Origin of the sequence: Sinorhizobium sp. M4_45, assembly GCF_002885915.1 — a bacterium.
In the GTDB taxonomy this organism is placed as follows: domain Bacteria; phylum Pseudomonadota; class Alphaproteobacteria; order Rhizobiales; family Rhizobiaceae; genus Sinorhizobium; species Sinorhizobium meliloti_A.
This window is the reverse complement of sequence record NZ_NWVE01000002.1, coordinates 185648-205843: the sequence shown is the minus strand read 5'-3', so window position 1 is coordinate 205843 and position 20196 is coordinate 185648. Positions and strand designations below refer to the sequence as shown.

The window sequence follows — 20196 nt, the reverse complement described above, 5'->3', positions numbered from 1 at the left end:
GTTGGGGATGGACTGTCCAGTCCCAAGCGGCAGTCAGAATTTCGGAGGCTTGCGGCCGGCCATGCGGCAGGCGGCGATGATCGTGTTCGCCATCAGCATCGCGATCGTCATCGGCCCGACGCCTCCCGGGACCGGCGTGATTACGCCTGCGACCTTCGCACACTCCTCGAAGGCGACATCGCCGACGAGCTTCGTCCTGCCCTCGCCGCGTTCGGGCGCCGGGACGCGATTGATGCCGACGTCGACCACCATGGCACCGGGCTTCACCCAGTCCGCCTTGACCATCTCGGGGCGCCCGACCGCGGCCACCAGGATGTCTGCCTTCCGGCAAACGGCCGCGAGATCCTTGGTGCGCGAATGCGCCGTCGTGACCGTCGCATTGGACGCGAGAAGCAGGGCGGACATGGGCTTGCCGAAGAGGTTGGAGCGGCCGATGACGACGGCGTCGAGCCCGGAAAGATCATCGCCGTAAATCCGGCGCACGAAGACCATGGCGCCGGCCGGCGTGCAGGAGACGAGCCCGCCTTCGAGATCGCCGGTCGCCAGCTTGCCGGCATTGACGACATGCAGTCCGTCTACGTCCTTTTCCGGAAGGATCGACTGGATGATCGGTTCCGAGCGGAGGTGTTTCGGCAAAGGCAGCTGCACGAGAATGCCGTGGATGGACGGATCCGCATTGAGCTCGGCGACCAGCGCCGCGAGTTCCTCCTGCGAGGTCTCCTCCGGCAGCGTATGCTGAACCGACAGGAAGCCGCATTCCTTCGCCATCCTGCTCTTCGCCGACACGTAAGTGTGGCTCGCGGGATCGTCCCCGACGATGACGACCGCGAGACCGGCGCGCACGCCCGTTTCGCTTTCCAGTGCGCTCGTGGCGGATTTCACGGTTTCGATGACCGAAGCAGCAACGTCCTTGCCATCAATCACAGTCGTCACGGCGTATCTCCCGATTAGTCCCGAACGCGGCACACTCTAGATCAAGCCGCATCCGGCGATTGCCTGCATGCGCCCTATGCTGTTCCAAACGCATAATTGCAAGTGCCCCGCGCGTATGGAAGCGCCATCCGCTCCGGTGCGGCAATTTCGTTGCACGATGAGAGATCGCCCCCGATCCTAGTGGCGTATCCACGATTCCGGCTTTTGCATTGCCGAGACCGGGCGTAAAATCCTCATTCGAAAGGCCGTTTTGGATTCAACCTCTGTTTAGGAAGATTTGCTGTACTCATTGCATCGAATCGGCGCGGGCTTTGACGATGACGTCGGACGGCCAGGACAGTTTCATTCATTTTCAGACGAAGCTGGAAGACGCGTCGGATATCGAGCTCGTCGTGATCGTGCCGACGTTCCGGCGTCCGGATCATATCGTCAAGACGCTGAAGACAATCGTCTCACAAAGGCCCGATGTCCCCCTCGCGACCATTGTCGTCGAAAACGACGCGGACGGATTTGCCGGCGCGCGGTCGGCCAAAGACTTCCTGAGCGGCCATTCTTTCGATTCCGCCGTCGTCGTCGCCCGCCGCCGCGGATATGCCCATGCCTGCAATGCCGGATTGACAGCCGCTCTCGAACTCTTTCCGAGCCTCGGCTTCGCGGCCCTCATCTATGATGACGAGATAGCCGCTCCCGAATGGCTCGATGGTCTGATGGCGGTGCAGGAAGCCCATGACGCGGACATCGTCGGCGGTCCGCAGCTTCCCGTCCTGGGACATCCCCAGGAGCAGAAGTGGAAGCGGCACCCCGTCTTCGCACCTCCCTACCACGGGAGCGGGCCCGTACCCGTCCTCTACTCCGCAGGCAACGTCCTGATCACGCGACGGGTGCTCGACGGCATGCCGCAGCCGTTCGTGGATCCGGCGCTCAATATCGTCGGCATCGGCGATGCGGATTTCTTCGACCGGTGCAGGGCGAAAGGCTTCTCCTTCGCCTGGGCTGCGGATGCCTGGGTGGCGGAGTCGGTTCCGGCGCATCACACGACGGCTTCCTGGACGCGTGCCCGCAGTCTCGAGAAAGGTGCGATCTCGACGCTGATGGAGCACCAGCGCGATGCGACTTTCTCCGGGCGATTGAAAACCCTCTGCACGTCCCTATGGCTGCTGGCCTCATCGCTGCCGGTGGGCCTCAGGCTCTGGAGAGAGACCGGCCTTGCCGCGGCTAGCCTCTATCCTCTCCACGTCGCGATCGGCCGGCTCACGGCCCGGATCGACGCGGCCGATACGCGGGGTGGCAATCGCGACAGTGACTGACGCTGTCTCCGGCAAGGCGCACTGCCCTATCGGCGTCAGTGCGCGCTGGTCGCCTGCACCGCGCTCTCCGGAAGCCGGTCGGAGGCCGCCTGGCCGTTCCTGTCGAGGATCGGCACAGGCTTCTGATAAGGGCGGTTCTGGCTGTTGGCGACGCGTTCCACGTCCTCTTTGGTCAGATATTCAAGCTGCTCGACCAGAACTTCCGAAATGACCTCGCTCCCGAGCTTCCTGTTGAGGCCATCCTTGACCGCAACCTTGAAGCCGGGCAGATCGAACGTAGCGGTATTGGCGACATCGATGAACTTCGAGCCCACCAGCATGTCGTAGAGCTCGTCGGTGACGAGCTGACGCAGAGGCGCATGCAGCTTGGCGATACCTTCCCGCGATGCCGAGAAGGAGAGCTTCGCAAGGAAGTAACCCTGCACCGCACCGTCCTTGATGGACGGGATCGTTATCATCTCACCGGGGACATATTCCTGCGACGCGCGCCGGTCCGCCTCCGTATCCGAAACCACCGGCGCCGAGGCATGCTGCATCGAAAAATAAACCGACCCGAGCGTGACGGCGCAGACCCAGACCCCGGTAAGGACAAGCTTCAACATCAGAAATCGCTGTAGCGGAATTGTGCTTCGGTATAGATGCCGTCCGCATCCGCGTCCTGGGCGGCGGTCTTGAGGAGATCGACGACGGAGCGAACCGCTTCCAGATGCGCCGCCACCTTCTGCGCGTTGACCTGCAGCTTGCTTCTGAGATGGCGCGTCTGCGCGGCGAAGGCCGGCGAGATCTCACCGGGTCCGGCGTCGCGATGAAGCATGGTCAACTCGTAGAGGCACCGGCTCTTGTGGGCGTTCGAGGTCTTGAGGTCGAATTCGGGGTCCGCACCGATACGGCTGTTCTCATTGTCGATGATCATCTCCAGTCGGCCGAGAACATTTTGGATCCGCAGGTCGTTGGATGCCACAGCTTCCATAATCAACTCCCATATGCACTATCGCAGGGCGCGGGCGGAACGATGCCCAGGCATTTTTTCGCCCGCTTGTTTCCATTGGTATGAATGTATATCGCCAGGCCGCTTCGCGGTCCGGGCGACGGCATCAGGCCTGCTTCTTCTTTTCGTCGTTGGGCAGGAAGGACGAGAGCGCCTTGCGCTCATATTCCTGGACCATGCCAGCGGCGAGGTTCCGGCTGTCGCCGTCGAGCGAGGCGTTCACCCGATCGGTCGCACCGTCGCCTACCATCTGATCGGCGATGCCGATCCCGCCGCCCTTGGCGAGCACGTCGCCGATCTGCTCGGCCATCATGCTCTTCCAGATGTCGCCGGAAGTGCCCTTGCCGAAGACGTTCTCGCTTTCGCTCGGAAGCATGGACTTCACGAAATTCTGCAGGACCATCGCCTCGAATTTCCGATAGGTCTCCGGGATCTTCTTCGCCTCGGCGCGATTGCTGATGTCTCCAAGCCCGCTCGATCCTTCGGAAGAATTGAGCACCGAAGAAACGTGCGCTGCGAAGCCGTCGCCGTTTTCTGCGAGGCTGGTCGCCTGGAAAGCGGCGCGATTCGCCTTGAGCCGCGCCTGCGCCTCCTGGACCTCAGCCGGATCGGCCGCGCGGACGACGTCCATCACCAGATCGCTGGGCGGAGAAATAGCCATGTCAGATCCTCTCAAAGCCGAAGCCGGCATCTCGTTTGCCGGGCAACGCGATGTTCGTGAAGCGGAAAGCCACCCTTGCTGGCTCTCCGGTTGAAGCATTATCACCCGTCAACCTTACCGGAGGCTGGCGCCGCCCGAGACGTGCTGGTCGATCAGGTCGAGGATCGAATTGTCGGCGGCCTCGCGGTCCTCCGACAGCCGGGCGTCCTTCATGTGTTCCTCGAGCCGGTCGCCCTTGGCGCGTTCCTTCATCATGCGGGCTTCATGGACCTGCTGGATTCCGAGCAGCATCTGGTCCTTCTGCACGAGGCGTCCGAGTTGGGAGGCATAGTGACCTGAAAACACGCGATGCATCGGATGGGCCGACCCCATGGCGTCGACCACGACGTCGATCGTTCCGGCAAGTTCGGTCCGCTGCCGGGCGGTCTCGGCCACTTCGCTTTCGGCCATCCGCTCCAGATGCCGCTGGACGGCGACCAGGCGTTTCAGCTTTTCCGACCGCGCCTTCATCGAGCTAGCCACCCTGCATGACGGGCGCGAAGCCGTCGGCGAACAGACGCAGCATCGCGGCGATGCCGAGATAGAGAAGGAACAGGCCGCCCATGATGAGGTAGGGCTGGGAAATGAAGTAGACCGGGATCTGCGGCGCCAGCTTGTTGACCATGCCGATCGCCACGTTGAACAGCAGGCCGTAGATCACGAAGGGGCTGGCGAGCCGGAGCATGATCATGAAGGTCTGACCGAGCGAATTGGTGAGCGTGATCAGCGTACCCTGCGGATCGAAGCCGGCGCCGATCGGCATCACCCGGTAGGACTGCGCGATCGCCTCGAAAATCACGTGGTGGAAATCCAGCATGAAGAGAATCATCAGCCCGGCAAAACCGATCATGCTGGTGAGCTGGTTCTCCGCCGTATCCTCCAGCACATCCGACGTCGGCGGCGGGCTGAACCCCATCAGCATGGTCATTGCGGTGCCGGCAAACTGCAGCCCGAGCACATAATAGCGCGCGACGAGCCCGATCACGGCGCCAATGGCGGTCTCGGTCGCGACGAGATAGAGATAATTGTGACCTTTGCCCGTCACCTGCGGATAGATATCCGTCCACATGATCGGCAGGATGGCCATGGAGAGCGCCACCGCGATGAACAGCCGTATCTGCATGGGGACGCGCGCCGTCGAGAATCCCGGCATGATCATGACGCAGCCCCCGATCCGGCAGAAGGCCGCAAACAGCGCCAGGACCGTGCCCTCGGGGTCGGTGATCATGAAATCGAGCCGATGATCTTGATCTCGAGTCCCTTGGCGAGCTCGACATGCGAGAGCACGGGCAATGTGGCGAAGAGGCGTTCGATGATCATGCGCACATAAGACCGGGATTCGGGCGAACTTACCAGTACGAAGGGCATGCCGCGATCGAGATGTTCACGGATTACCTTCGTCGCCTGCTCGCTGAATTCCTCGAGATGGCGCGGATCGATATCGAACTCGACGATCTCACCCTTGGCGTCGCGCTTCAGCGCCTGGTGGAAGACCATGTCCCACTTGTTGCCGAGCCTCAGCACGCGCAGCACGCCGTTGTCGGCGAGGTCGCCGCAGAGCTGCTGCGACATGCGCACCCGCACGTGTTCGACGATCTGCTCGGTCTTGCGCACGTGCGGGGCCAGCTCCGCCACGGCTTCGAGAATCAGATGCAGATTGCGGATCGAGACGCGTTCGGCGAGCAGCAGTTTCAACACCGCCTGCAGGCCGGAATAGGACATGTGCGAGGTACAAATCTCGTCCGCGAGCTTGCGGTATTCCGGATCGAGCCGTTCGATCAGCACCTTCACGTCCTTGTAGGAGAGAAGCTGCGGCAGGTTGTTGCGGATCACTTCGCTCAAATGCGTCAGCACCACCGACACGTTGTCGATCGGGTGGAAGCCCTCGCGCTTCAGGTCTTCCGTGAACGTCTCGAGGATCGATACCGCCGGCATGCCGAAAGCCGGTTCCCGTATGTCGTCGCCGGGCACGCTCGGCCGCCGCCCGCCGCCGGTAACCACCAGCACTTCGCCCACGCGGACCGTGTTTGAGGCGATCGTGGTGCCGTGGATGCGGACATGATAGGCCTTGTCGGGAATGGTGATGTCGTCGGACACCTTGATCTCCGGAACGACGAGGCCGTATTGGAGGGCGAACTTCCGGCGCATCTTGCCGACGCGGAAGGCAAGCTCCTGGTGGGCGCCCAGCAGCCTGGTGGAGACCTGCTTGCCGAGCAGCAGCTCGATCTCCGCGGTCTTCAGCACCGATTTGACCGAATCCTTGTCGCTTTCCTTGCTCTGCTGCGCCTTCGCCGCCTCCTCGTCCCGCTTTGCCGCCTTCTCGGCCTCGATCTGCTTCGGAATGAACCAGCTGAGGAAAGCCATGCCGCCGCCAAGCGCCGCGAAGGGGAGGAAAGGCAGGCCGGGCGTGACGGAGAGCAGGACGATCAGCCCGGAGGCGACCATCAGCGCCCGGGGATAACCGCTGAGCTGTCCGACGACCGCCTGGTCGGTGGAACCGGCGGTGCCGCCGCGCGAGACGAGCAGGCCGGCGGCGAGCGAAACGATCAGTGCCGGGATCTGGGAGACGAGACCGTCGCCGACGGAAAGCTTGACGAATACGTCGGCCGCTTCGCCGACCTCCATGTCATGGCGCAGGTAGCCGATAATGATGCCGCCGAAGACGTTGATCGCGGTGATGATCAGGCCGGCGATCGCATCGCCGCGCACGAACTTGGATGCACCGTCCATGGCGCCGAAGAAGGAGCTCTCCTCCTCCAGCTCGCGGCGGCGGCGCTGCGCTTCCTTCTCGTCGATCAGGCCGGCCGAGAGGTCGGCATCGATCGACATCTGCTTGCCGGGAATCGCATCGAGGGTGAAGCGGGCGCCGACCTCGGCGATACGCGTGGCACCCTTGGTGATGACGATGAAGTTCACCGTGATCAGGATGAGGAAGACGATGAGACCGATCACGAAGTCCCCGGACATGACGAGGCTGGCGAAACCGGAGATGACCCCGCCGGCGGCGCCATGGCCCTCATGCCCGTGGGAAAGGATGACGCGCGTGGTGGCGATGTTCAGCGCCAGACGGATCATGGTCGAGATCAGCAGAATCGTCGGGAAAGACGAGAAATCGAGCGGCCGCTGGATCCAGAGTGCGACCATCAGGATCAGCACCGAGAACGAGATGGAGAAGGCAAGCCCGAGATCGATCAGGAAGGGGGGAATGGGCAGGAACAGGATCGACAGGATCATCACGATCCCGAGCGCAAAGCCGATGTCCCGGCTCTTGGGTGCAAGTTTCGGGATTGTCAGCGTCGCCTGTTGTGCCATGTCTCTTCCGTCTCTTCATGAGAGGCGGGCAGCGATCGTAAGATCTGCCCAAGGGTATGGCAGAGTCCTAGAGGGCCAAGCTTGCGCGAAGGTGGTATGCGGGGGAAATGCCCGGCAGGGCAGAGCGGGGTATTTCGCCGCTCCCCGCGCTAAAACCCGCTCTGTATTCGCGAGAACACGATATCTGTGAAGATCGAAATCTGCGCGCCGACGAAGGGCGCGGAGATGGCGGCGGTGACCATCACCGCGAGGATCTTCGGCACGAATGTCAGCGTCATCTCCTGAACCTGGGTCAGGGCCTGGAGGAAGGCGATGCCGACGCCGACCACCATTGCGGCGAGAACGGCAGGACCCGAGGCCACGATCACTGTCCAGATCGCCGCCTGTACGATGTCGAGGGCATCTGCCTCATTCATGGGAACTCACTTCATTATGACGCCCGGACCGATAACGAGCTCCTTGCCCGTATCGAGCACCGCGATGATTCCATCGGAGTATAGTTTCACCTCCTTGACGACGCCAGTGGTCTTGCCGTCCGCGCTGGTGACCGTCCTGCCGATCACCGCGTCCGCTTCGCTGAGCGCGGTGCGCTGCAGCAGGCTTTCGAGGTTCTTGTTGGTCTTGATCGTCTGCTCCACCTGCGAGAAGGTCGCAAGCTGCGCGATCTGCTGCGTCGCGTCCATCGGCTGCGTCGGATCCTGGTTCTTCATCTGCGCCACGAGCAGCTTGAGGAAGCTCTCGTAGTTGAGCGTCGCCGCGCTGGCGTCGCCCGCCGATTCCGTGGCCGAAACCGTTGGCGTGTAGCTGTTGGACGTGTTGTTGACGCCGCTCACCGCCATGGCGCAATCTCCTTGCGTATCTGTTCCACCGTCGCAGGCGTCAGTTCCTGCGCGTTGAGGATCTGGTCCTCGATCGGATAAAGCCCCCGGATCGCCTTCAGCGCCTCGAAGGCCCGACCCTGCGTGACCAGCCCGTCGATTCGCTTCAGCTCGGCCAGCACCTCGTCGTGCTTGAAGCAGTTGAGCAGCATGACGATCGACTTGCGGAACATCGCGGTCGACTGGTCCGCGCCTTCCGGATTGATCAGGATCATCTGGGCGATGAAATAGAGCTGCCGCAGCGGTGTCGTCGCGTCTTCGGGCTGCAGGACGTGGTTTTCCAGCAGGAAGGTCACGTCGTTCAGGAATTCGATCGCGACCTTGCGGTCGACGCGCAGCACTGCGCCGTTTACAAAGATCCTTTCGCCCGATTTCAGCGAAATACGCAGTGTGCTCTTCATTTCAGTCCATCCCTGATGATGGTGGTTATGTCGATTATGCCCTGGAAATTGGAAGACTCGCGTTTGCGGATCTTCTCCGTCTCGTTCAGAATCCAGATTCCGATCGAAATGAGGTTGGCGCGCAGCTCTTCGTTGAGCTGATTGTCCGGCGCGCGCAGATCTTCGATGAAACGGATCCAGAGACGCCGGGTGAAGTAGACCGCTTCGATGGCCTCCCGGGTGTATCCGTCCTTTTCCTTCGCCGCCTGCAGGAGCGCGATGGAACGATCGAGAACCTGCTTCTCCCGATCCTTGGAAACGGCTACGCCTTCCTCCATGATCTCGGCGTATGCAAACTGATACATTCAGACATCCCTCATGCTTGTCCGCATCCTCTAGTCATTAGAGGAAGTCTATCAAACTCAACCGCTGGATCCGCGCCGTCAGTGTGTAGGAGGTCTCTACCTGCGTCAGCAGCGTGTTCATCCGCGTCGAAGCCGCGTAGGTGTCGACGCCTTCGAGATCGGTAATATGTGTGTTGATCAGCTTGATCTGGGCCTGGAGGGAGGTATTCGCCTTTTTCACGCGCGCTTCGGAAATACCGAGAGTGCTGCGCTCCGCCGTGATCTGCGTATTGGCCTGCTCGACATAGCCGAGCGCGGTCTCACCGATATAGGCCCGGACTTCGGAGCTGACATTTTCGTCCATCAGTTCCAGGGCGATGACGCTGGCGAGAGCGAATTTCCGGAAGCCTTCCGTCGTCGCATTCGTGGAGCTCTGCACCACTTCCGTCGTGCTGATGCGGCTCGTCATGTTCTGGCTCGAGGCCTTGGACCAATCCGTGGCCCATTGCGAACCTGCATAAAGCGGTTCGAGCGTGTTGGTGATGAAGTCCTCCATATCGGCCTTCGTGAAATCGCGCATGGAAGCAATGCCCTTCGCCGACATGTAGGTGGCGAGCGCGGTGTCGAAGGTCGACTTCGCCGCAGCGCCATAATCCTCGAAGGGCCTCACGTCGGTGTTGATGCCGGCAAAGAGAAATTCGCCGTTGAAGGACAGGTTCGCCGCCGAAGAGAAGGCCGACATGGCACTCTGTATTTCGGTCTTCTGGATCGCGAGCTGATCGGCGGCATCATTGCCCTTGAAGGTGACGAGGGTGTTGCGCACCTGCTGCGCCGCTTCGGCCATCGTGGCGAGAGCGGATTGCGAAGCGGCAAGCCGCTGGGTGACGACGGAATTGGTATCGACGAGCGTATCGAGCCGCGCCAGCTCGCGCTGCAGGCTTACCGAGCGCGCCGCCGAGGAACCGAGCGCCAGCCCCACATCCGCATGGCGCCCGGTCGTCACCTCGGTCTGCAGCTTCAGAAGTTCCGCCTGCCCCTGTTGGATGGTCAGCCGCATGGCGTTCTGAACGGCCAGGTTCGAAACGAAGGACGTCTTCATGATTACCTCACGGCTTCGAGAAGCGACGCCATCATGGCGTCGACGGTGCTGATCAACTTGGCCGAGGCCTTGTAGGACTGTTCCAGATCGAGAAGCAGCGACAGTTCCTCGTCGATGCTCACCCCGGTCACGCTGCCGAGCGCCTCCTGCGTGCGCGCCAGCAGCGCCGCCTTGTTGTCATCGGCCGTGGCGGCGCCGCTGCGTATCTGCTCGAACCAGCCGACGGAAGACGCGGCGAATTCCATGATCGAGCTCGTGGCGTCGAGCCCGGTCGCACCATCGAACGCCATGTCGCCGTCCAGAGCGGTGATGAATCCGTCGAGCAGGTCCGTAAAACCGGCATTGCCATCCGCGTTCGAAACGACCCCGTTGAAGCCGCCGTCGCGCAGGAGGAAGGGATTGGCCTTCGCTGCGGGATTGACCGAAAGGCTCGCGGCGATCCCCGGCTGGACGGCGCCCGCAACCGGTACGCTTCCGCCCGACCAGGTGAAGAGCCCCGGCAAGCCGCCTTCCTGGAACAGCGTGACGAGGCCGCGCGCCATCTCGTCGAGCTGCGCTTGAAACTTCGGAGCGATGTCGTCGCGCAGCTGAAGCAGGCCCGCAAGCTTGCCCTGGGCACTGGTATCAGCGCCGCTGCCGGCAGCGAGCGGCACGCCGTCGATGAATATGCCGTTGCCGGTGACAGTGGCATCGTAAGCACTCTTCGGCGCAAACGTGACCTCTCTCGGAAGCGTCTCGAAGAGAACGGTGCCGCCCGAGGTGTAGATGACGGTATCGTTGTTCGCCCGCGTGACGGTGGAAATGCCGACAAGGTCCGATATCTGCTTCAGGGTCCTGTCGCGATCGTCGAGCGCAGCGGTCGCGTCTGTGCCTGCAGCGGTCGCCTGCTTGACGGCGTTGTTCGCCGTCTCGAACTGCGCGAGAAGGCGGTTCAGATTGGCGACCTCCTCGGCGATTTTCTTGTCCGAGTCGAGACGAAGGTCCTGAACGGCTGCCGACGTCTTGCTGATCGAGTTGGCAAGGTCCGATGCATCCGACACCACCGTGGCGGCGATCGTCGCATTGCCGGGCGTCGACGCGAAAGTCTGCAGGCTGTTGCGGAAGGCCGAGAGATAGGTGGAGGGCGACGACTCGTAGTCGTTGCCGCCGAGCGCCGATTTCATGATCTCCAGCCCGGACAGGAGACTGCTCTGCGCGGAGGACTGCGAGATGCCGATCAGGTTCTGCTTGAGGAGCGCCTCGTTCTGCGCCCGATAGATCGAAACGATCTGGGCGCCGCCCGGGGTGGTCCCGAGCATCGCCATGCGGCGCGAGTAGTCCGCATTGCCGGAATTGGCGATGTTCTTCGAGACCGTGGCGGTTTGTTGCGCCGTGGTGCTGAACGCGGATTGCGCGATGGCGATTGCAGAAGACAGCGACATGCCGGGGACCGTTTTTCTCAGTGCACTCCCGGGAAGAGCCCGTAATGGGCCTTACGTCCGGAAGTGCGTAGTTTCGAAGTTGGAATTACCGCTTCAGATTGACGAGAACTTCGAGCAGTTCCGAACCGGTCTGGAAGACCTTGGAGTTTGCCGTGTAGTTGCGCTGCGACTCGATCATCGCCGTCAGTTCCTCGGCGATGTCGACATTCGAGCTTTCGAGCGCGCCGGAGAGGATCTCGCCGAAATCGCCCGAGCCGGCGAAGCCGGTGATGATGACGCCGGAGTCGACGCCCTGCGAATAGACGTTACCGGATTCCGGCCTCAGCTTGTCCGGGCTCTGGACATTGGCGAGCGCGATGCGATAGCGCGGATCGAGCTTGCCGTTCTCGTATTTGACATAGACGATGCCGTCGGAGTCGATCTGGTAGCCGGCGACCTTGCTCGGCGCGTTGCCGTCGATGTCGCCCCCGTCGGCACTGAAGGCGTAGCCGAGCTGGGTGGTTTTGGAGAAATCGATTGTTATGTCATTGAGCACTGCACCGGTGCCGTCGATCGGGCTGATAAGCGAGCCATCGAGAGTAACCGTCGCCGCGGTTGTCAGAGCGCCTGCTGCGTCGAAAACAAGTGTTGCCGGTGGCACCGTAAGCGGTTCATTGCTTACGCGATCGACTATATTCAATGTCCACTCATTATCGTCGGTTTTCGTGTAGTTGAAATCCAGAATTCGCGTATTGCCCTGGCTGTCATAGACGACGAGCGAGGTGGTGGAGACATCCCCGTTTGCCGCGCCCGAGGGCAGGTTCGCGCCCATGGAACCCTTGGTCGAACCGGCCGCGATGAGCCCATCCGAAGCGAGATTGACCTTGGTCAGGCCATCGAATCCGTTGACGACGACGGTCGGGTCGACGCCGGCCTCGTATTCGTAGCCCATCAGCGTGAAGCCGGCGGCATTGACCAGATTGCCTTGACTGTCCGGAACGAAGGAGCCGGCGCGGGTCAGATATTCCTGGCCGTTGGCGCCTTCGACGATGAAGAAGCCGCCGCCGTCGATCGCCAGGTCGCTGGCCGAGGTGGTGAAGGTCGTCGCGCCCTGCTGCGAGATGCTGTAGCGCACCTCCGTCCGTACGCCGCCTGAATTATAGGATCCGTTGCCCGACGGCAGGATCATCGATGAGAATTCCGTCGATGCGCGCTTGTAGCCGGTCGTGTTGGCATTCGCGATGTTCTCGGCGACTGTGCTGAGCCGGTTGGACTGGGCGTTCATGCCGGACACGCCCGTTCTCATGGTACCGTAGAGACTCATATCGGATCCTCATTTCCTTGTTGCGGCGACACTAGAGACCGGGCCTTGCGTGAACCTGTCTTGAGCTGTTCTCGCCCTGCCGTTTCTGCGCTCAATTCCAGTCGATGCAGTAGCCAAGGAAACGCTTCGAATCGATCGGGTCGAAGCCGAGCTTCTTGCGCAGTTTCTTGCGCAGCTTGCTGATGTGGCTTTCGACGACATTCTCTTCGACGTCCTCGTCGAAGATGCCGTAAATCGCGTTGAATATCTGCGATTTGGATACCCGGCGCCCGCGGTTGGCGACGAGATATTCGAGAATGCGCCGTTCGCGACGGGGAAGCGCGAAGACTTCGCCATTGATCTCCGGATCGCGCCCGTCGGCGAAAACGCGGATGGGGCCGATATCCGTGAAGTTGGCGATGGCCGTCAAACGCCGGCGGATCGCTGCGACGCGTGCGAGGATTTCCCTCGGATGCACCGGCTTGCGGACCACGTCGTCGACGCCGCAGTCGAAGAGCGCAAGCGTGTTTTCCAGCGACGGCGTGTCGCTCATGGCGATGACCGGCGCACGGGAGCGATCCCGGATCACGCGCGGCAGGGTCAATGTGCTCTCCCCCTGCCCGATCAGGAAGGCTTCGACGGCGTCGATATCGGAATCGGCGGCGGAGCTTACCCACTCGCCGAACTCCCTCGGATCGAAGCCCGTCGAGGGAATGCCCTCGCGGCCGAACAGGGACGCGTAGCCGTCCTTCACAAGAGCTCTATCATCAACCACCACGATCATTCGCCCGCCTCCGAATCAGTATGGATGCCACATTGAGACAGAGGTACGAATCCCGGGAGTCGCGAACAACTAGAGGAAGTTAATGGGGGATTTTAATAGTTGATTAAGAATTCCGTGCCGATTTGGCCTATATCTAGTAGGTGATCGTTAACCTTACCACTAACATGATGTTGAAAAGTTAACGCGATATGCTGAAATCGCTTGCGATCACAATCTGTCCGCATTGTCGCCACAATGAGGCGGCGGTTGCGGCAATGCAACCGTAAGTCGGCTATCGGCAAAACTGCTGCGCGTTCGGGGTCCACTTGCCATAGCCGGTCGCGACCAGGTTTGCGATGACGCGGCAGACGTATTTTTTCTGCGCCGGGTCGTTGTTGGGACCGGCGTGATAGCGAGCGACCGCCATCGTCCAACTCTCGTGCCGGGCGCGCAGATTGGACAGGAAGCGGGCGGCATATTCGACATTCCTGCGCGGATCGAGCATCTCCTCGGGAGAGCTGAAATGCTCGCCGTGAAAGTGGTAGTTGATCTGCATGCAGCCGAGATCGATGAGCTTGGCGCCCTCGGCACGCGCCGCGCCGAAACGTGTGAGAACATCCTGGACGCTTGCCCCGAAATAGGCCTTGCCTTCGATGTTCATCGCATAGGGCTGTAGGGACCCTTTGCGGCCCGTCTCGGTCAATCCGACGGAATATAATATCCCGGTCGGCACGCCGTATTTGGAGGCCGCGGACGCGATCTCGCGTTCGCAGACGCCTGCGCTCGCAAGGGCGCTACATGTAGACGTGGCCAGAGCGAGAACGCTCGGCACCGTCAACCATATCGTCCGTAGCATCATTGCCCGCCCACCTTTCCGCCGCCGCCCGGCCGCCATCCCGCGGCTGACGCCCCTGGCCATCATCACCTGCCCGCTCACGGCCCTCGTAGCCGAGCTGTGACTGAGCCTGAGACTGAGACTGAGACTGGGACTGGCCACCGCCGCCATTTGCGGAATCTCCGCCGCCGTTGAAGACGATGTTCACCTGGTCGACCGCAAATCCTTGCGCCCGCAGGGCCTTCACCAATTCGCTCTGGTCGTCGCTGAGCTGGCGGAAGGCCTCACCGGTTTCGACCTTCAGATCGACCTGCAGCTCGTCGTCCTTCAGTCTCAGCGTCGCCGTCACCATGCCGAGGTCGACCGGGTGCATCTGGATCTTCAGCGTATTGAGCGTCTTGCCGGCCTGGCTCCAGGCTTCGGGCTTCGTCGTCGCGGCGCTCGATTGCAATGCCTCGGCCCATCCGCTATCGCCCGCGATCGCGCTCGTCACCGACGCGGCGTTCTCGTTGAGCGCAAGGCCGAGATAGCGGCGCGCCTCCAGAACGGTCACGGTCTCCACTCCGGATTTGACCGACGATCGGCTGTTCTCCACGGCTGCCCGCTCGCCATCCCGCGAAATGCTCATCGAAACGGCCTGCCCCTTGCCGTCGGCACGGGCGAAGCGGAAAAGCCGATCCGGCTCGCTGTCGCCGTTCATCTCCCCGATCTGCGGATGCTCGCCGTCCGCCGCTTCCGGCGATATGCCGCCCACAGTCTTTGCCAGACCGTCGGAGCCTTCGCGAACCGCCGAGGCGGGCTTTGGCCTGCCTTCCGGATGCGAAGCCGCGGCCGCCGCCGGTGCGGCGCCGGCGAGCATCGACAGGAGATCGGAGACGGTTCCGCTGGCAGGGTCGCCGTTCTCCCCGCCTTCCCTCGCCATTACGACCGACGCTTCGTCAACGGTCTCGCGCGAGGTCTGCACCGATCCACGCGAGCGGATCACCGCCCGCTCCGCCGGCTGGTCGATTTCCTCTTGGCCACCTTCACGTTCCCGCGACAGATGCGGCGTGCCGGCAGGGTGGCCGTGCTGCGATGATTTCGTCGCCTGGCCCGGTGTCATGATCGCGCGCTCGGAGGCGGGCCCAGCGTCGGGCGCCGCAGCATCCGCCACGAATGCCGGATCATCCGCGCCAAAGCCGTCGACCTTCGTCACAGCCGAGGCGTTGCCGCCGTTCGCGACGGGGTCCCGTCGCGCATCATCGGCAGATGCCTGGCCGCCTTGCCCCTGCGTCCTGCGGCGGCCTGCATCGGCGATCGCCTCGCCAAAGGCCCCCGGTTCGGCCTCTGGCTGACCCCGAACACTCAGCGACTGTGCCGGCCTGTTGGCGGCGGGCGCCCGCAAACTCTCGTCAAGAGGCCTCATTGTCCTTCCCCCTTCAGCAGCGCATCGATCTCGTCGATCTTCGAACGACCGCTGGCTAGAAAGCCTTCGAGCACCGGATCGCCTGGAGCGGCGATATCGGCTTCGGCCGTCCCGGCCTCGGACGGCGTCTCGGTTGGCCTGTCGGACGACCCCTCGAAAGGCTGCCCGAAGGGACTCATGCCGCTTCCGCTTTCCTCCGCAACCAGCTCGCTTTGCTCCCCGGCCGGTCTTTCCGCTATAGGCCCGGGTGCTTGCGCCGGGCTTTCTCCCAATGGTGGCCGGACCACCGCATCGGCAACGGCCTTGGCCGCCTCGCGCAGGGCGCGGTCGCGCGGGGACAGCTTTTCGTCGGGGATCGCTTCGAGGGCTTCGGCGGCCGAAAAGACATCGGCGGAAGGCACGGCAGCCAGCCCCTCGTAGAAACTCGCAAGCACCTGCGATCGGGAACTGTCATCCCCTGCCAGTTCCTCGGCGCGCCTGGAGGCCAGCCGCGCCAGGGCCTGGTTGCCGGCAATCGCGGCGCGGCGCGCCACCCGCAGATAGACCTCGCGCTGGCGCGCGCTGTCCATGAAGGAGAGTATCTCCGAGACGCGCCCATCGGCCGCCTCGTCGAAATGGGCGACCGCCAGCTCGACGAAGACATCGGCAAACTGGCTCGCATAGGGTGAGGTCAGGTAGCGCCGCGCGTAGTTCAGCGCATAGCGAAAGCCCTTCTCCGGAAGGCCGGCCCGCGCCGCCAGCGAGACCGAACGGCGAAGGGCAGCCTCCTCGATGATGGTGCCCGGTGCCGTCAGGCGCGCCCAATCGTAATGTTTCATCGCCTCGACCGGATCCTGCTGCGACATGGCGTTGCCAAGGATCAGGAACAGATACGGACCGATGCGTGAATTCTTGTATTCCGGGGCGGCCTTGGTGAGATTCTCGACGATCAGAGGGCCCTTGCCGTTCAGATAGTGCCTGAGCGCCTCGGTCACCCGCGAGTCGAAATTGCCCTCGATGTCGCGGTCGGCCAGAAGGTCGAGCGTCGCCGGATTGCCGCCGCTCATGACATAGACGAGAGCCGCGTCGACATTGCGCGGATCGCGAAACGCCGAAGGATCGGCGGCCCTCAGCCGCTCGTCGATCGCGCCGAGCATGAAGCGTTGCATCTCGATCGCCGAATGGTCGCCGAGCACCACCGAATCCTGCACATATTGCAGCGACCTTATCATCTTGTAAGGCGTGAGCTCCTCCTTCCCGCTCGCGCGGGCAGGGCCAAGCGCGAGGGGAGCGGCAAGGGCCGATGCCGCAAGAATGGTGCAGAGCCGCTTCAGCATTTCTCAGCCCTGGCCCGACTGCAGCAGGATTTCGATCCGCCGGTTCGCAGGCGCATAGGGATCGTTCGGCACCTGGAGCCGGCGGTCGGCAAAGCCGCTGATCTGCTTCACGCGCTCCTCCTTCAGGCCGCCGCGCACCAGCATGTAATAGGCGCTCTGGGCACGTGCCGCCGAAAGGCGCCAATTGTCGTAGGTGCCATCCTTGAACGGCCGCCCGTCGGTATGGCCGCGAACGGCCACAGCGCCCGGGCGCTCGGCAAGCAGCCTGCCGATCTTTTCCATCGCGAGCACCAGTTCCTTTTGCGGCACGGCGGACCCGACCGCGAACATCGGCGTATCCGTCTGCTCGCTGATCGTCACCAGCAGGCCGCCCTCGGCCGGGGTTACGGCGAGGCTTTCGAGAAGCCGCCCGGCATCGCCCCCGAGTTCCTTTTCGATTTCGGCCTTCAGGGCTTCGGCTTCCTTCTGCGGATTTTCAGCCGGGGCTTGGTTCTCGGGTGCATCCGCGGCCTTTGCACCCTCCGCGCTGTCCGGCGCTTTCGGCCCGGAGGCGGCTTCGCGGGTGCTGAGTGCCGCTGACGCCATGTCGCTTTCGGCCGTGTTGCCGGCGTCCTTCACTTCCACCTGCTTGGTCCAGAAGTCCGGGTCGAAGGGATCGCGATAGGCTTCGCCCCCGGCGGCGCCGGTTGACGGCCCGGACTGGGCCGCCCCGCCGTCGCCCTTGACGCTGATATTCGCCTCGTGGCCCACTTCGCGGGCGATCTCGGACAGGACCGAGTAAGGATTTTCGAAGAAATCGGCATCCGAATATTTGGTCTCTTCGCCCGAGGTCGCCGTCAGCTGATCCCCGGTCTTCGCCGAACCGCCCGACTTGGCCTGTTCGCCGTCGACCTTGGAACGCTGCTGCGTCTGTTCGCCCTGCGCATCCTTGGCAGGATCCTTGAGGCCCTTTTCCGCCGGCTTCTGATCGGTCAACTGCACCGGATTGAAATAGGCGGCGATCGCCGCCTTGGTCTCCTCGTTCGCGGCGTTGATCAGCCACATGACGAGGAAGAAGGCCATCATCGCGGTCATGAAGTCGGCATAGGCGATCTTCCACCCGCCGCCGTGATGGCCGTCGTGGCTCTCTGCCGAACGCCGGACGATGATGATTTCGTTCTTGCCGTTGCTCTCGTCGTTCATGCCAGAACCTTGCGAACAGTATCGGACCACGCGGCCATTCGCGTCACCAGTATCGCCTCGCCCATTTCGACGGTCAGGTCGACATCATCGCTTTCGACGTGACGGAACGCGGTCGCTTCGGGCAGCAGGGCCTTCAACGCCTCGAAAAGCGTAAGCGGGCCCCGCACCGTGATCGCGATCCCTTCACCGGCGGCGAGGCCGTGCCGGACCATGCCGGCCAGGTTCTCGACCGCGCGCTTGGCGAGCGCCTCGTCCATGACCGGAGCGAGGACGCGCGCCGCCTGGTCGCCGAGCGCGAGCGCCAGCCGATCCGCCATTTCGCCGAAACCGGCGGCGATCCTGGCGGCTGCCTGTTCCTCGAGGCGCTGCTTCAGGGCGTCGGTCTCTTCTGCGTGGCGCGCCTTGAGGTCGGCGATCTCTTTCTGATGCTCGAGAGCGAGTTCGGCACTGGCCTCGGCACGTCCTTTCGCAAAGGCTTCGCTGCGCTCGGCGTCGATATCGATCTCGGGCATGACCGGCTCCGCCCATGCACGGTTCTGCGAAAGGTCGGTGTCGAGATCCGGAGAATATCTCGGCGTTACCCGCGTCAGCTCGATCTTCGGCGGGCTGAAATCCTTGAGATAGCGGGACAGCGACGCGCTCATCGGCACGCCTCCCGGCTCACCTCGGCGAAGGCCGATATTGCCAGCCGCATCTGCAAAGGCTCGCTTGCGGCCCGGAAATCCATAGAGCCCGACACGTCTTGACCGTCTCCTTAGGCCCGTTCGCCCGAATAGCGACGGACCGGCATTCTTGATTCTGCAGCGGTTCGCGGAAGGCGAAGCGCGATGCAAGCGGCAGCCGGAGTGGTTTCCGGCCGGCAATTTCCAACATGACTGCGAAGGAAGGCTATCCGGTCAAACTTGTGCGAAGGTGTTGGACCGCGCCAGGGCAATAGCGCGGTCCAACCTTTCTCCGACCGATGCCGATGACCGGCGGCACGGCGGAAAGCGATGTCGTTACTCCTGGAACAGGCGGAGAATGTTCTCGGAGGTGGTGTTCGCGATCGACAGCGACTGGATGCCAAGCTGCTGCTGCGTCTGCAGCGCCTTCAGCCGTGTCGATTCCTCGTTCATGTCGGCATCGACGAGACGCCCGACGCCCTTGTCGATCACATCCATCAGATTGGCGACGAAGCTTTCCTGCATCTCGATGCGGCTGGTGATAGCGCCGAGCGTGGCGGCGGAGTCGGTCAGCTGGCTGATGAGCTCGTCGACGACGCTGATCATGTCGCCCAATTGCGCACCGGTAGTTGCGTTGTCGATCTCGATCTCGGTCGCGCCCGCGGGAGCTGCACCTGCATCGATGAGATAGTAGTTGCGCGCCGTGCCGCTCGGAGTGGATTGGAGCGCGTCCGCATCGACCGCCTTGGTGAGCATGCCGCGCGCCGGATCGGTGACGTCGATCAGGACGGATTTGGCGGTGTCGTAATTGAGCGTCGACACCGTAACGCTGCCGTCGGCGCTGCGGTTGAAGGAGGCGACGATGGATTTGGTGCCCAGCGCTGCTGAAGCACCGTTATAGAGCCAGTTCTCGCCGGAGAAGGAGGCGGACTGCGCGGCCGAGTTCAACTGGCTCTTGAGCTCGGCCACTTCCTTGTTGATCTTATTCCTGTCGACGCCCGGCTCGCTTGCCGCGACGAGCTTGGCTTTGATCTCGGTCATCACGTCGATGACCGTATCCATCGCCGAGTAGAAGGTATCGACCTTGGCGGCGCCGAGGCCCAAGGCGTCGTGGACCGTCGACAACGCGGCATTGTCCGATCGCATCGTGGTTGCGATGGACCAATAGGCGGCATTATCGGCGGCAGTTTCCACGCGAAAGCCGGAGGAGATGCGGCCCTGTGTGGTCTCGAGATTATGGTTGATCGCGCGCAATGTCTGCAACGCCGCCATGGCGGCGGGGTTGGTCATGATGCTGGTCATTGGTGGTCACCCTGGGGCTGTGATGCCCTGGTTGGGGAAATCGGACCATTCCGGAAAGCCGGCAACGACGGTGAGGCGTCATGCGCG

Annotated in this window: 21 protein-coding genes and 1 pseudogene; 1 reads left to right on the top strand and 21 read right to left on the bottom strand. The window is 62.7% G+C overall.

Going from position 1 to position 20196, the window contains the following annotated elements:
- Window positions 1-33: 33 nt before the first annotated feature.
- A complete protein-coding gene (gene folD / locus CN933_RS06645) occupies window positions 34-933 on the bottom strand; it encodes a bifunctional methylenetetrahydrofolate dehydrogenase/methenyltetrahydrofolate cyclohydrolase FolD (RefSeq protein WP_026168533.1) in 900 nt (299 codons plus the stop codon).
- 317 nt (window positions 934-1250) lie between these two features.
- Here folD and CN933_RS06640 point away from each other — a divergent pair, with 317 nt between their 5' ends.
- Window positions 1251-2240 (top strand): glycosyltransferase family 2 protein, encoded by a 990-nt coding sequence (locus CN933_RS06640; protein WP_018094250.1) that lies wholly within the window; start codon window positions 1251-1253, stop codon window positions 2238-2240.
- 35 nt (window positions 2241-2275) lie between these two features.
- On the opposite strand, the gene CN933_RS06635 is transcribed toward CN933_RS06640, so the two are convergent.
- The 20 genes and pseudogenes from CN933_RS06635 to CN933_RS06540 form a co-directional block, all read right to left on the bottom strand.
- Window positions 2276-2842, bottom strand: coding sequence for a hypothetical protein (locus CN933_RS06635; protein ID WP_018094249.1), 567 nt, complete (start codon window positions 2840-2842; stop codon window positions 2276-2278).
- Window positions 2842-3210 (bottom strand): hypothetical protein, encoded by a 369-nt coding sequence (locus CN933_RS06630; RefSeq protein WP_003529850.1) that lies wholly within the window; start codon window positions 3208-3210, stop codon window positions 2842-2844. Before CN933_RS06630 ends, CN933_RS06635 begins: the two co-directional genes overlap by 1 nt.
- 124 nt (window positions 3211-3334) lie before the next feature.
- Complete coding sequence (locus CN933_RS06625) at window positions 3335-3889, bottom strand: rod-binding protein (RefSeq protein WP_018094248.1); 555 nt, start codon at window positions 3887-3889, stop codon at window positions 3335-3337.
- Window positions 3890-3990: 101 nt separating this feature from the next.
- A pseudogene (locus CN933_RS06620) lies at window positions 3991-4399 on the bottom strand (hypothetical protein).
- 4 nt (window positions 4400-4403) lie between these two features.
- Window positions 4404-5156, bottom strand: a complete 753-nt coding sequence (gene fliR, locus CN933_RS06615) for a flagellar biosynthetic protein FliR (RefSeq protein ID WP_018094247.1) — start codon at window positions 5154-5156, stop codon at window positions 4404-4406.
- Complete coding sequence (gene flhA / locus CN933_RS06610; RefSeq protein WP_018094246.1) at window positions 5153-7240, bottom strand: flagellar biosynthesis protein FlhA; 2088 nt, start codon at window positions 7238-7240, stop codon at window positions 5153-5155. The genes fliR and flhA overlap by 4 nt, the downstream gene beginning before the upstream one ends.
- 149 nt (window positions 7241-7389) lie before the next feature.
- Window positions 7390-7656 (bottom strand): flagellar biosynthesis protein FliQ, encoded by a 267-nt coding sequence (gene fliQ / locus CN933_RS06605; RefSeq protein ID WP_018094245.1) that lies wholly within the window; start codon window positions 7654-7656, stop codon window positions 7390-7392.
- A 6-nt stretch (window positions 7657-7662) separates the two neighbouring features.
- Window positions 7663-8079, bottom strand: coding sequence for a flagellar hook assembly protein FlgD (gene flgD, locus CN933_RS06600; protein ID WP_018094244.1), 417 nt, complete (start codon window positions 8077-8079; stop codon window positions 7663-7665).
- The gene (gene flbT, locus CN933_RS06595; RefSeq protein WP_003529861.1) at window positions 8070-8519 is read right to left on the bottom strand and encodes a flagellar biosynthesis repressor FlbT; all 450 of its coding nucleotides are present in this window, start codon (window positions 8517-8519) and stop codon (window positions 8070-8072) included. Before flbT ends, flgD begins: the two co-directional genes overlap by 10 nt.
- The gene (gene flaF, locus CN933_RS06590; RefSeq protein ID WP_003529863.1) at window positions 8516-8863 is read right to left on the bottom strand and encodes a flagellar biosynthesis regulator FlaF; all 348 of its coding nucleotides are present in this window, start codon (window positions 8861-8863) and stop codon (window positions 8516-8518) included. Before flaF ends, flbT begins: the two co-directional genes overlap by 4 nt.
- Window positions 8864-8900: 37 nt before the next feature.
- The gene (locus CN933_RS06585; RefSeq protein WP_018094243.1) at window positions 8901-9941 is read right to left on the bottom strand and encodes a flagellar hook-associated family protein; all 1041 of its coding nucleotides are present in this window, start codon (window positions 9939-9941) and stop codon (window positions 8901-8903) included.
- 2 nt (window positions 9942-9943) lie between these two features.
- Complete coding sequence (gene flgK / locus CN933_RS06580; RefSeq protein WP_018094242.1) at window positions 9944-11362, bottom strand: flagellar hook-associated protein FlgK; 1419 nt, start codon at window positions 11360-11362, stop codon at window positions 9944-9946.
- Window positions 11363-11447: 85 nt separating this feature from the next.
- Window positions 11448-12665 (bottom strand): flagellar hook protein FlgE, encoded by a 1218-nt coding sequence (locus CN933_RS06575; RefSeq protein ID WP_018094241.1) that lies wholly within the window; start codon window positions 12663-12665, stop codon window positions 11448-11450.
- Between the two features lie 91 nt (window positions 12666-12756).
- The gene (gene rem / locus CN933_RS06570) at window positions 12757-13428 is read right to left on the bottom strand and encodes a transcriptional activator Rem (RefSeq protein ID WP_018094240.1); all 672 of its coding nucleotides are present in this window, start codon (window positions 13426-13428) and stop codon (window positions 12757-12759) included.
- A 271-nt stretch (window positions 13429-13699) separates the two neighbouring features.
- On the bottom strand, window positions 13700-14263 hold the full coding sequence (locus CN933_RS06565) for a transglycosylase SLT domain-containing protein (protein WP_033047239.1): 564 nt from the start codon (window positions 14261-14263) through the stop codon (window positions 13700-13702).
- The gene (locus CN933_RS06560; protein WP_102761368.1) at window positions 14202-15647 is read right to left on the bottom strand and encodes a flagellar hook-length control protein FliK; all 1446 of its coding nucleotides are present in this window, start codon (window positions 15645-15647) and stop codon (window positions 14202-14204) included. Before CN933_RS06560 ends, CN933_RS06565 begins: the two co-directional genes overlap by 62 nt.
- Window positions 15644-16963 carry a chemotaxis protein MotC gene (gene motC, locus CN933_RS06555; protein ID WP_018094237.1) on the bottom strand — a complete coding sequence of 440 codons (1320 nt, stop codon included), beginning with the start codon at window positions 16961-16963 and terminating at the stop codon, window positions 15644-15646. Before motC ends, CN933_RS06560 begins: the two co-directional genes overlap by 4 nt.
- A 3-nt stretch (window positions 16964-16966) precedes the next feature.
- Window positions 16967-18145, bottom strand: coding sequence for a flagellar motor protein MotB (locus CN933_RS06550; RefSeq protein ID WP_018094236.1), 1179 nt, complete (start codon window positions 18143-18145; stop codon window positions 16967-16969).
- Window positions 18142-18789 carry a hypothetical protein gene (locus CN933_RS06545; RefSeq protein ID WP_102761367.1) on the bottom strand — a complete coding sequence of 216 codons (648 nt, stop codon included), beginning with the start codon at window positions 18787-18789 and terminating at the stop codon, window positions 18142-18144. Before CN933_RS06545 ends, CN933_RS06550 begins: the two co-directional genes overlap by 4 nt.
- A gap of 354 nt (window positions 18790-19143) precedes the next feature.
- On the bottom strand, window positions 19144-20109 hold the full coding sequence (locus CN933_RS06540) for a flagellin N-terminal helical domain-containing protein (RefSeq protein ID WP_018094234.1): 966 nt from the start codon (window positions 20107-20109) through the stop codon (window positions 19144-19146).
- Window positions 20110-20196: the final 87 nt, after the last annotated feature.

Excerpts from the sequence above, each read along its gene's own strand:
- CN933_RS06640 (WP_018094250.1), top strand. The coding sequence starts at position 1,251 with ATGACGTCGGACGGCCAGGACAGTTTCATTCATTTTCAGACGAAGCTG.
- CN933_RS06635 (WP_018094249.1), bottom strand. The coding sequence starts at position 2,842 with ATGTTGAAGCTTGTCCTTACCGGGGTCTGGGTCTGCGCCGTCACGCTC.
- CN933_RS06630 (WP_003529850.1), bottom strand. The coding sequence starts at position 3,210 with ATGGAAGCTGTGGCATCCAACGACCTGCGGATCCAAAATGTTCTCGGC.
- CN933_RS06625 (WP_018094248.1), bottom strand. The coding sequence starts at position 3,889 with ATGGCTATTTCTCCGCCCAGCGATCTGGTGATGGACGTCGTCCGCGCG.
- fliR (WP_018094247.1), bottom strand. The coding sequence starts at position 5,156 with ATGATCACCGACCCCGAGGGCACGGTCCTGGCGCTGTTTGCGGCCTTC.
- flhA (WP_018094246.1), bottom strand. The coding sequence starts at position 7,240 with ATGGCACAACAGGCGACGCTGACAATCCCGAAACTTGCACCCAAGAGC.
- fliQ (WP_018094245.1), bottom strand. The coding sequence starts at position 7,656 with ATGAATGAGGCAGATGCCCTCGACATCGTACAGGCGGCGATCTGGACA.
- flgD (WP_018094244.1), bottom strand. The coding sequence starts at position 8,079 with ATGGCGGTGAGCGGCGTCAACAACACGTCCAACAGCTACACGCCAACG.
- flbT (WP_003529861.1), bottom strand. The coding sequence starts at position 8,519 with ATGAAGAGCACACTGCGTATTTCGCTGAAATCGGGCGAAAGGATCTTT.
- flaF (WP_003529863.1), bottom strand. The coding sequence starts at position 8,863 with ATGTATCAGTTTGCATACGCCGAGATCATGGAGGAAGGCGTAGCCGTT.
- CN933_RS06585 (WP_018094243.1), bottom strand. The coding sequence starts at position 9,941 with ATGAAGACGTCCTTCGTTTCGAACCTGGCCGTTCAGAACGCCATGCGG.
- flgK (WP_018094242.1), bottom strand. The coding sequence starts at position 11,362 with ATGTCGCTGTCTTCTGCAATCGCCATCGCGCAATCCGCGTTCAGCACC.
- CN933_RS06575 (WP_018094241.1), bottom strand. The coding sequence starts at position 12,665 with ATGAGTCTCTACGGTACCATGAGAACGGGCGTGTCCGGCATGAACGCC.
- rem (WP_018094240.1), bottom strand. The coding sequence starts at position 13,428 with ATGATCGTGGTGGTTGATGATAGAGCTCTTGTGAAGGACGGCTACGCG.
- CN933_RS06565 (WP_033047239.1), bottom strand. The coding sequence starts at position 14,263 with ATGCTACGGACGATATGGTTGACGGTGCCGAGCGTTCTCGCTCTGGCC.
- CN933_RS06560 (WP_102761368.1), bottom strand. The coding sequence starts at position 15,647 with ATGAGGCCTCTTGACGAGAGTTTGCGGGCGCCCGCCGCCAACAGGCCG.
- motC (WP_018094237.1), bottom strand. The coding sequence starts at position 16,963 with ATGCTGAAGCGGCTCTGCACCATTCTTGCGGCATCGGCCCTTGCCGCT.
- CN933_RS06550 (WP_018094236.1), bottom strand. The coding sequence starts at position 18,145 with ATGAACGACGAGAGCAACGGCAAGAACGAAATCATCATCGTCCGGCGT.
- CN933_RS06545 (WP_102761367.1), bottom strand. The coding sequence starts at position 18,789 with ATGAGCGCGTCGCTGTCCCGCTATCTCAAGGATTTCAGCCCGCCGAAG.
- CN933_RS06540 (WP_018094234.1), bottom strand. The coding sequence starts at position 20,109 with ATGACCAGCATCATGACCAACCCCGCCGCCATGGCGGCGTTGCAGACA.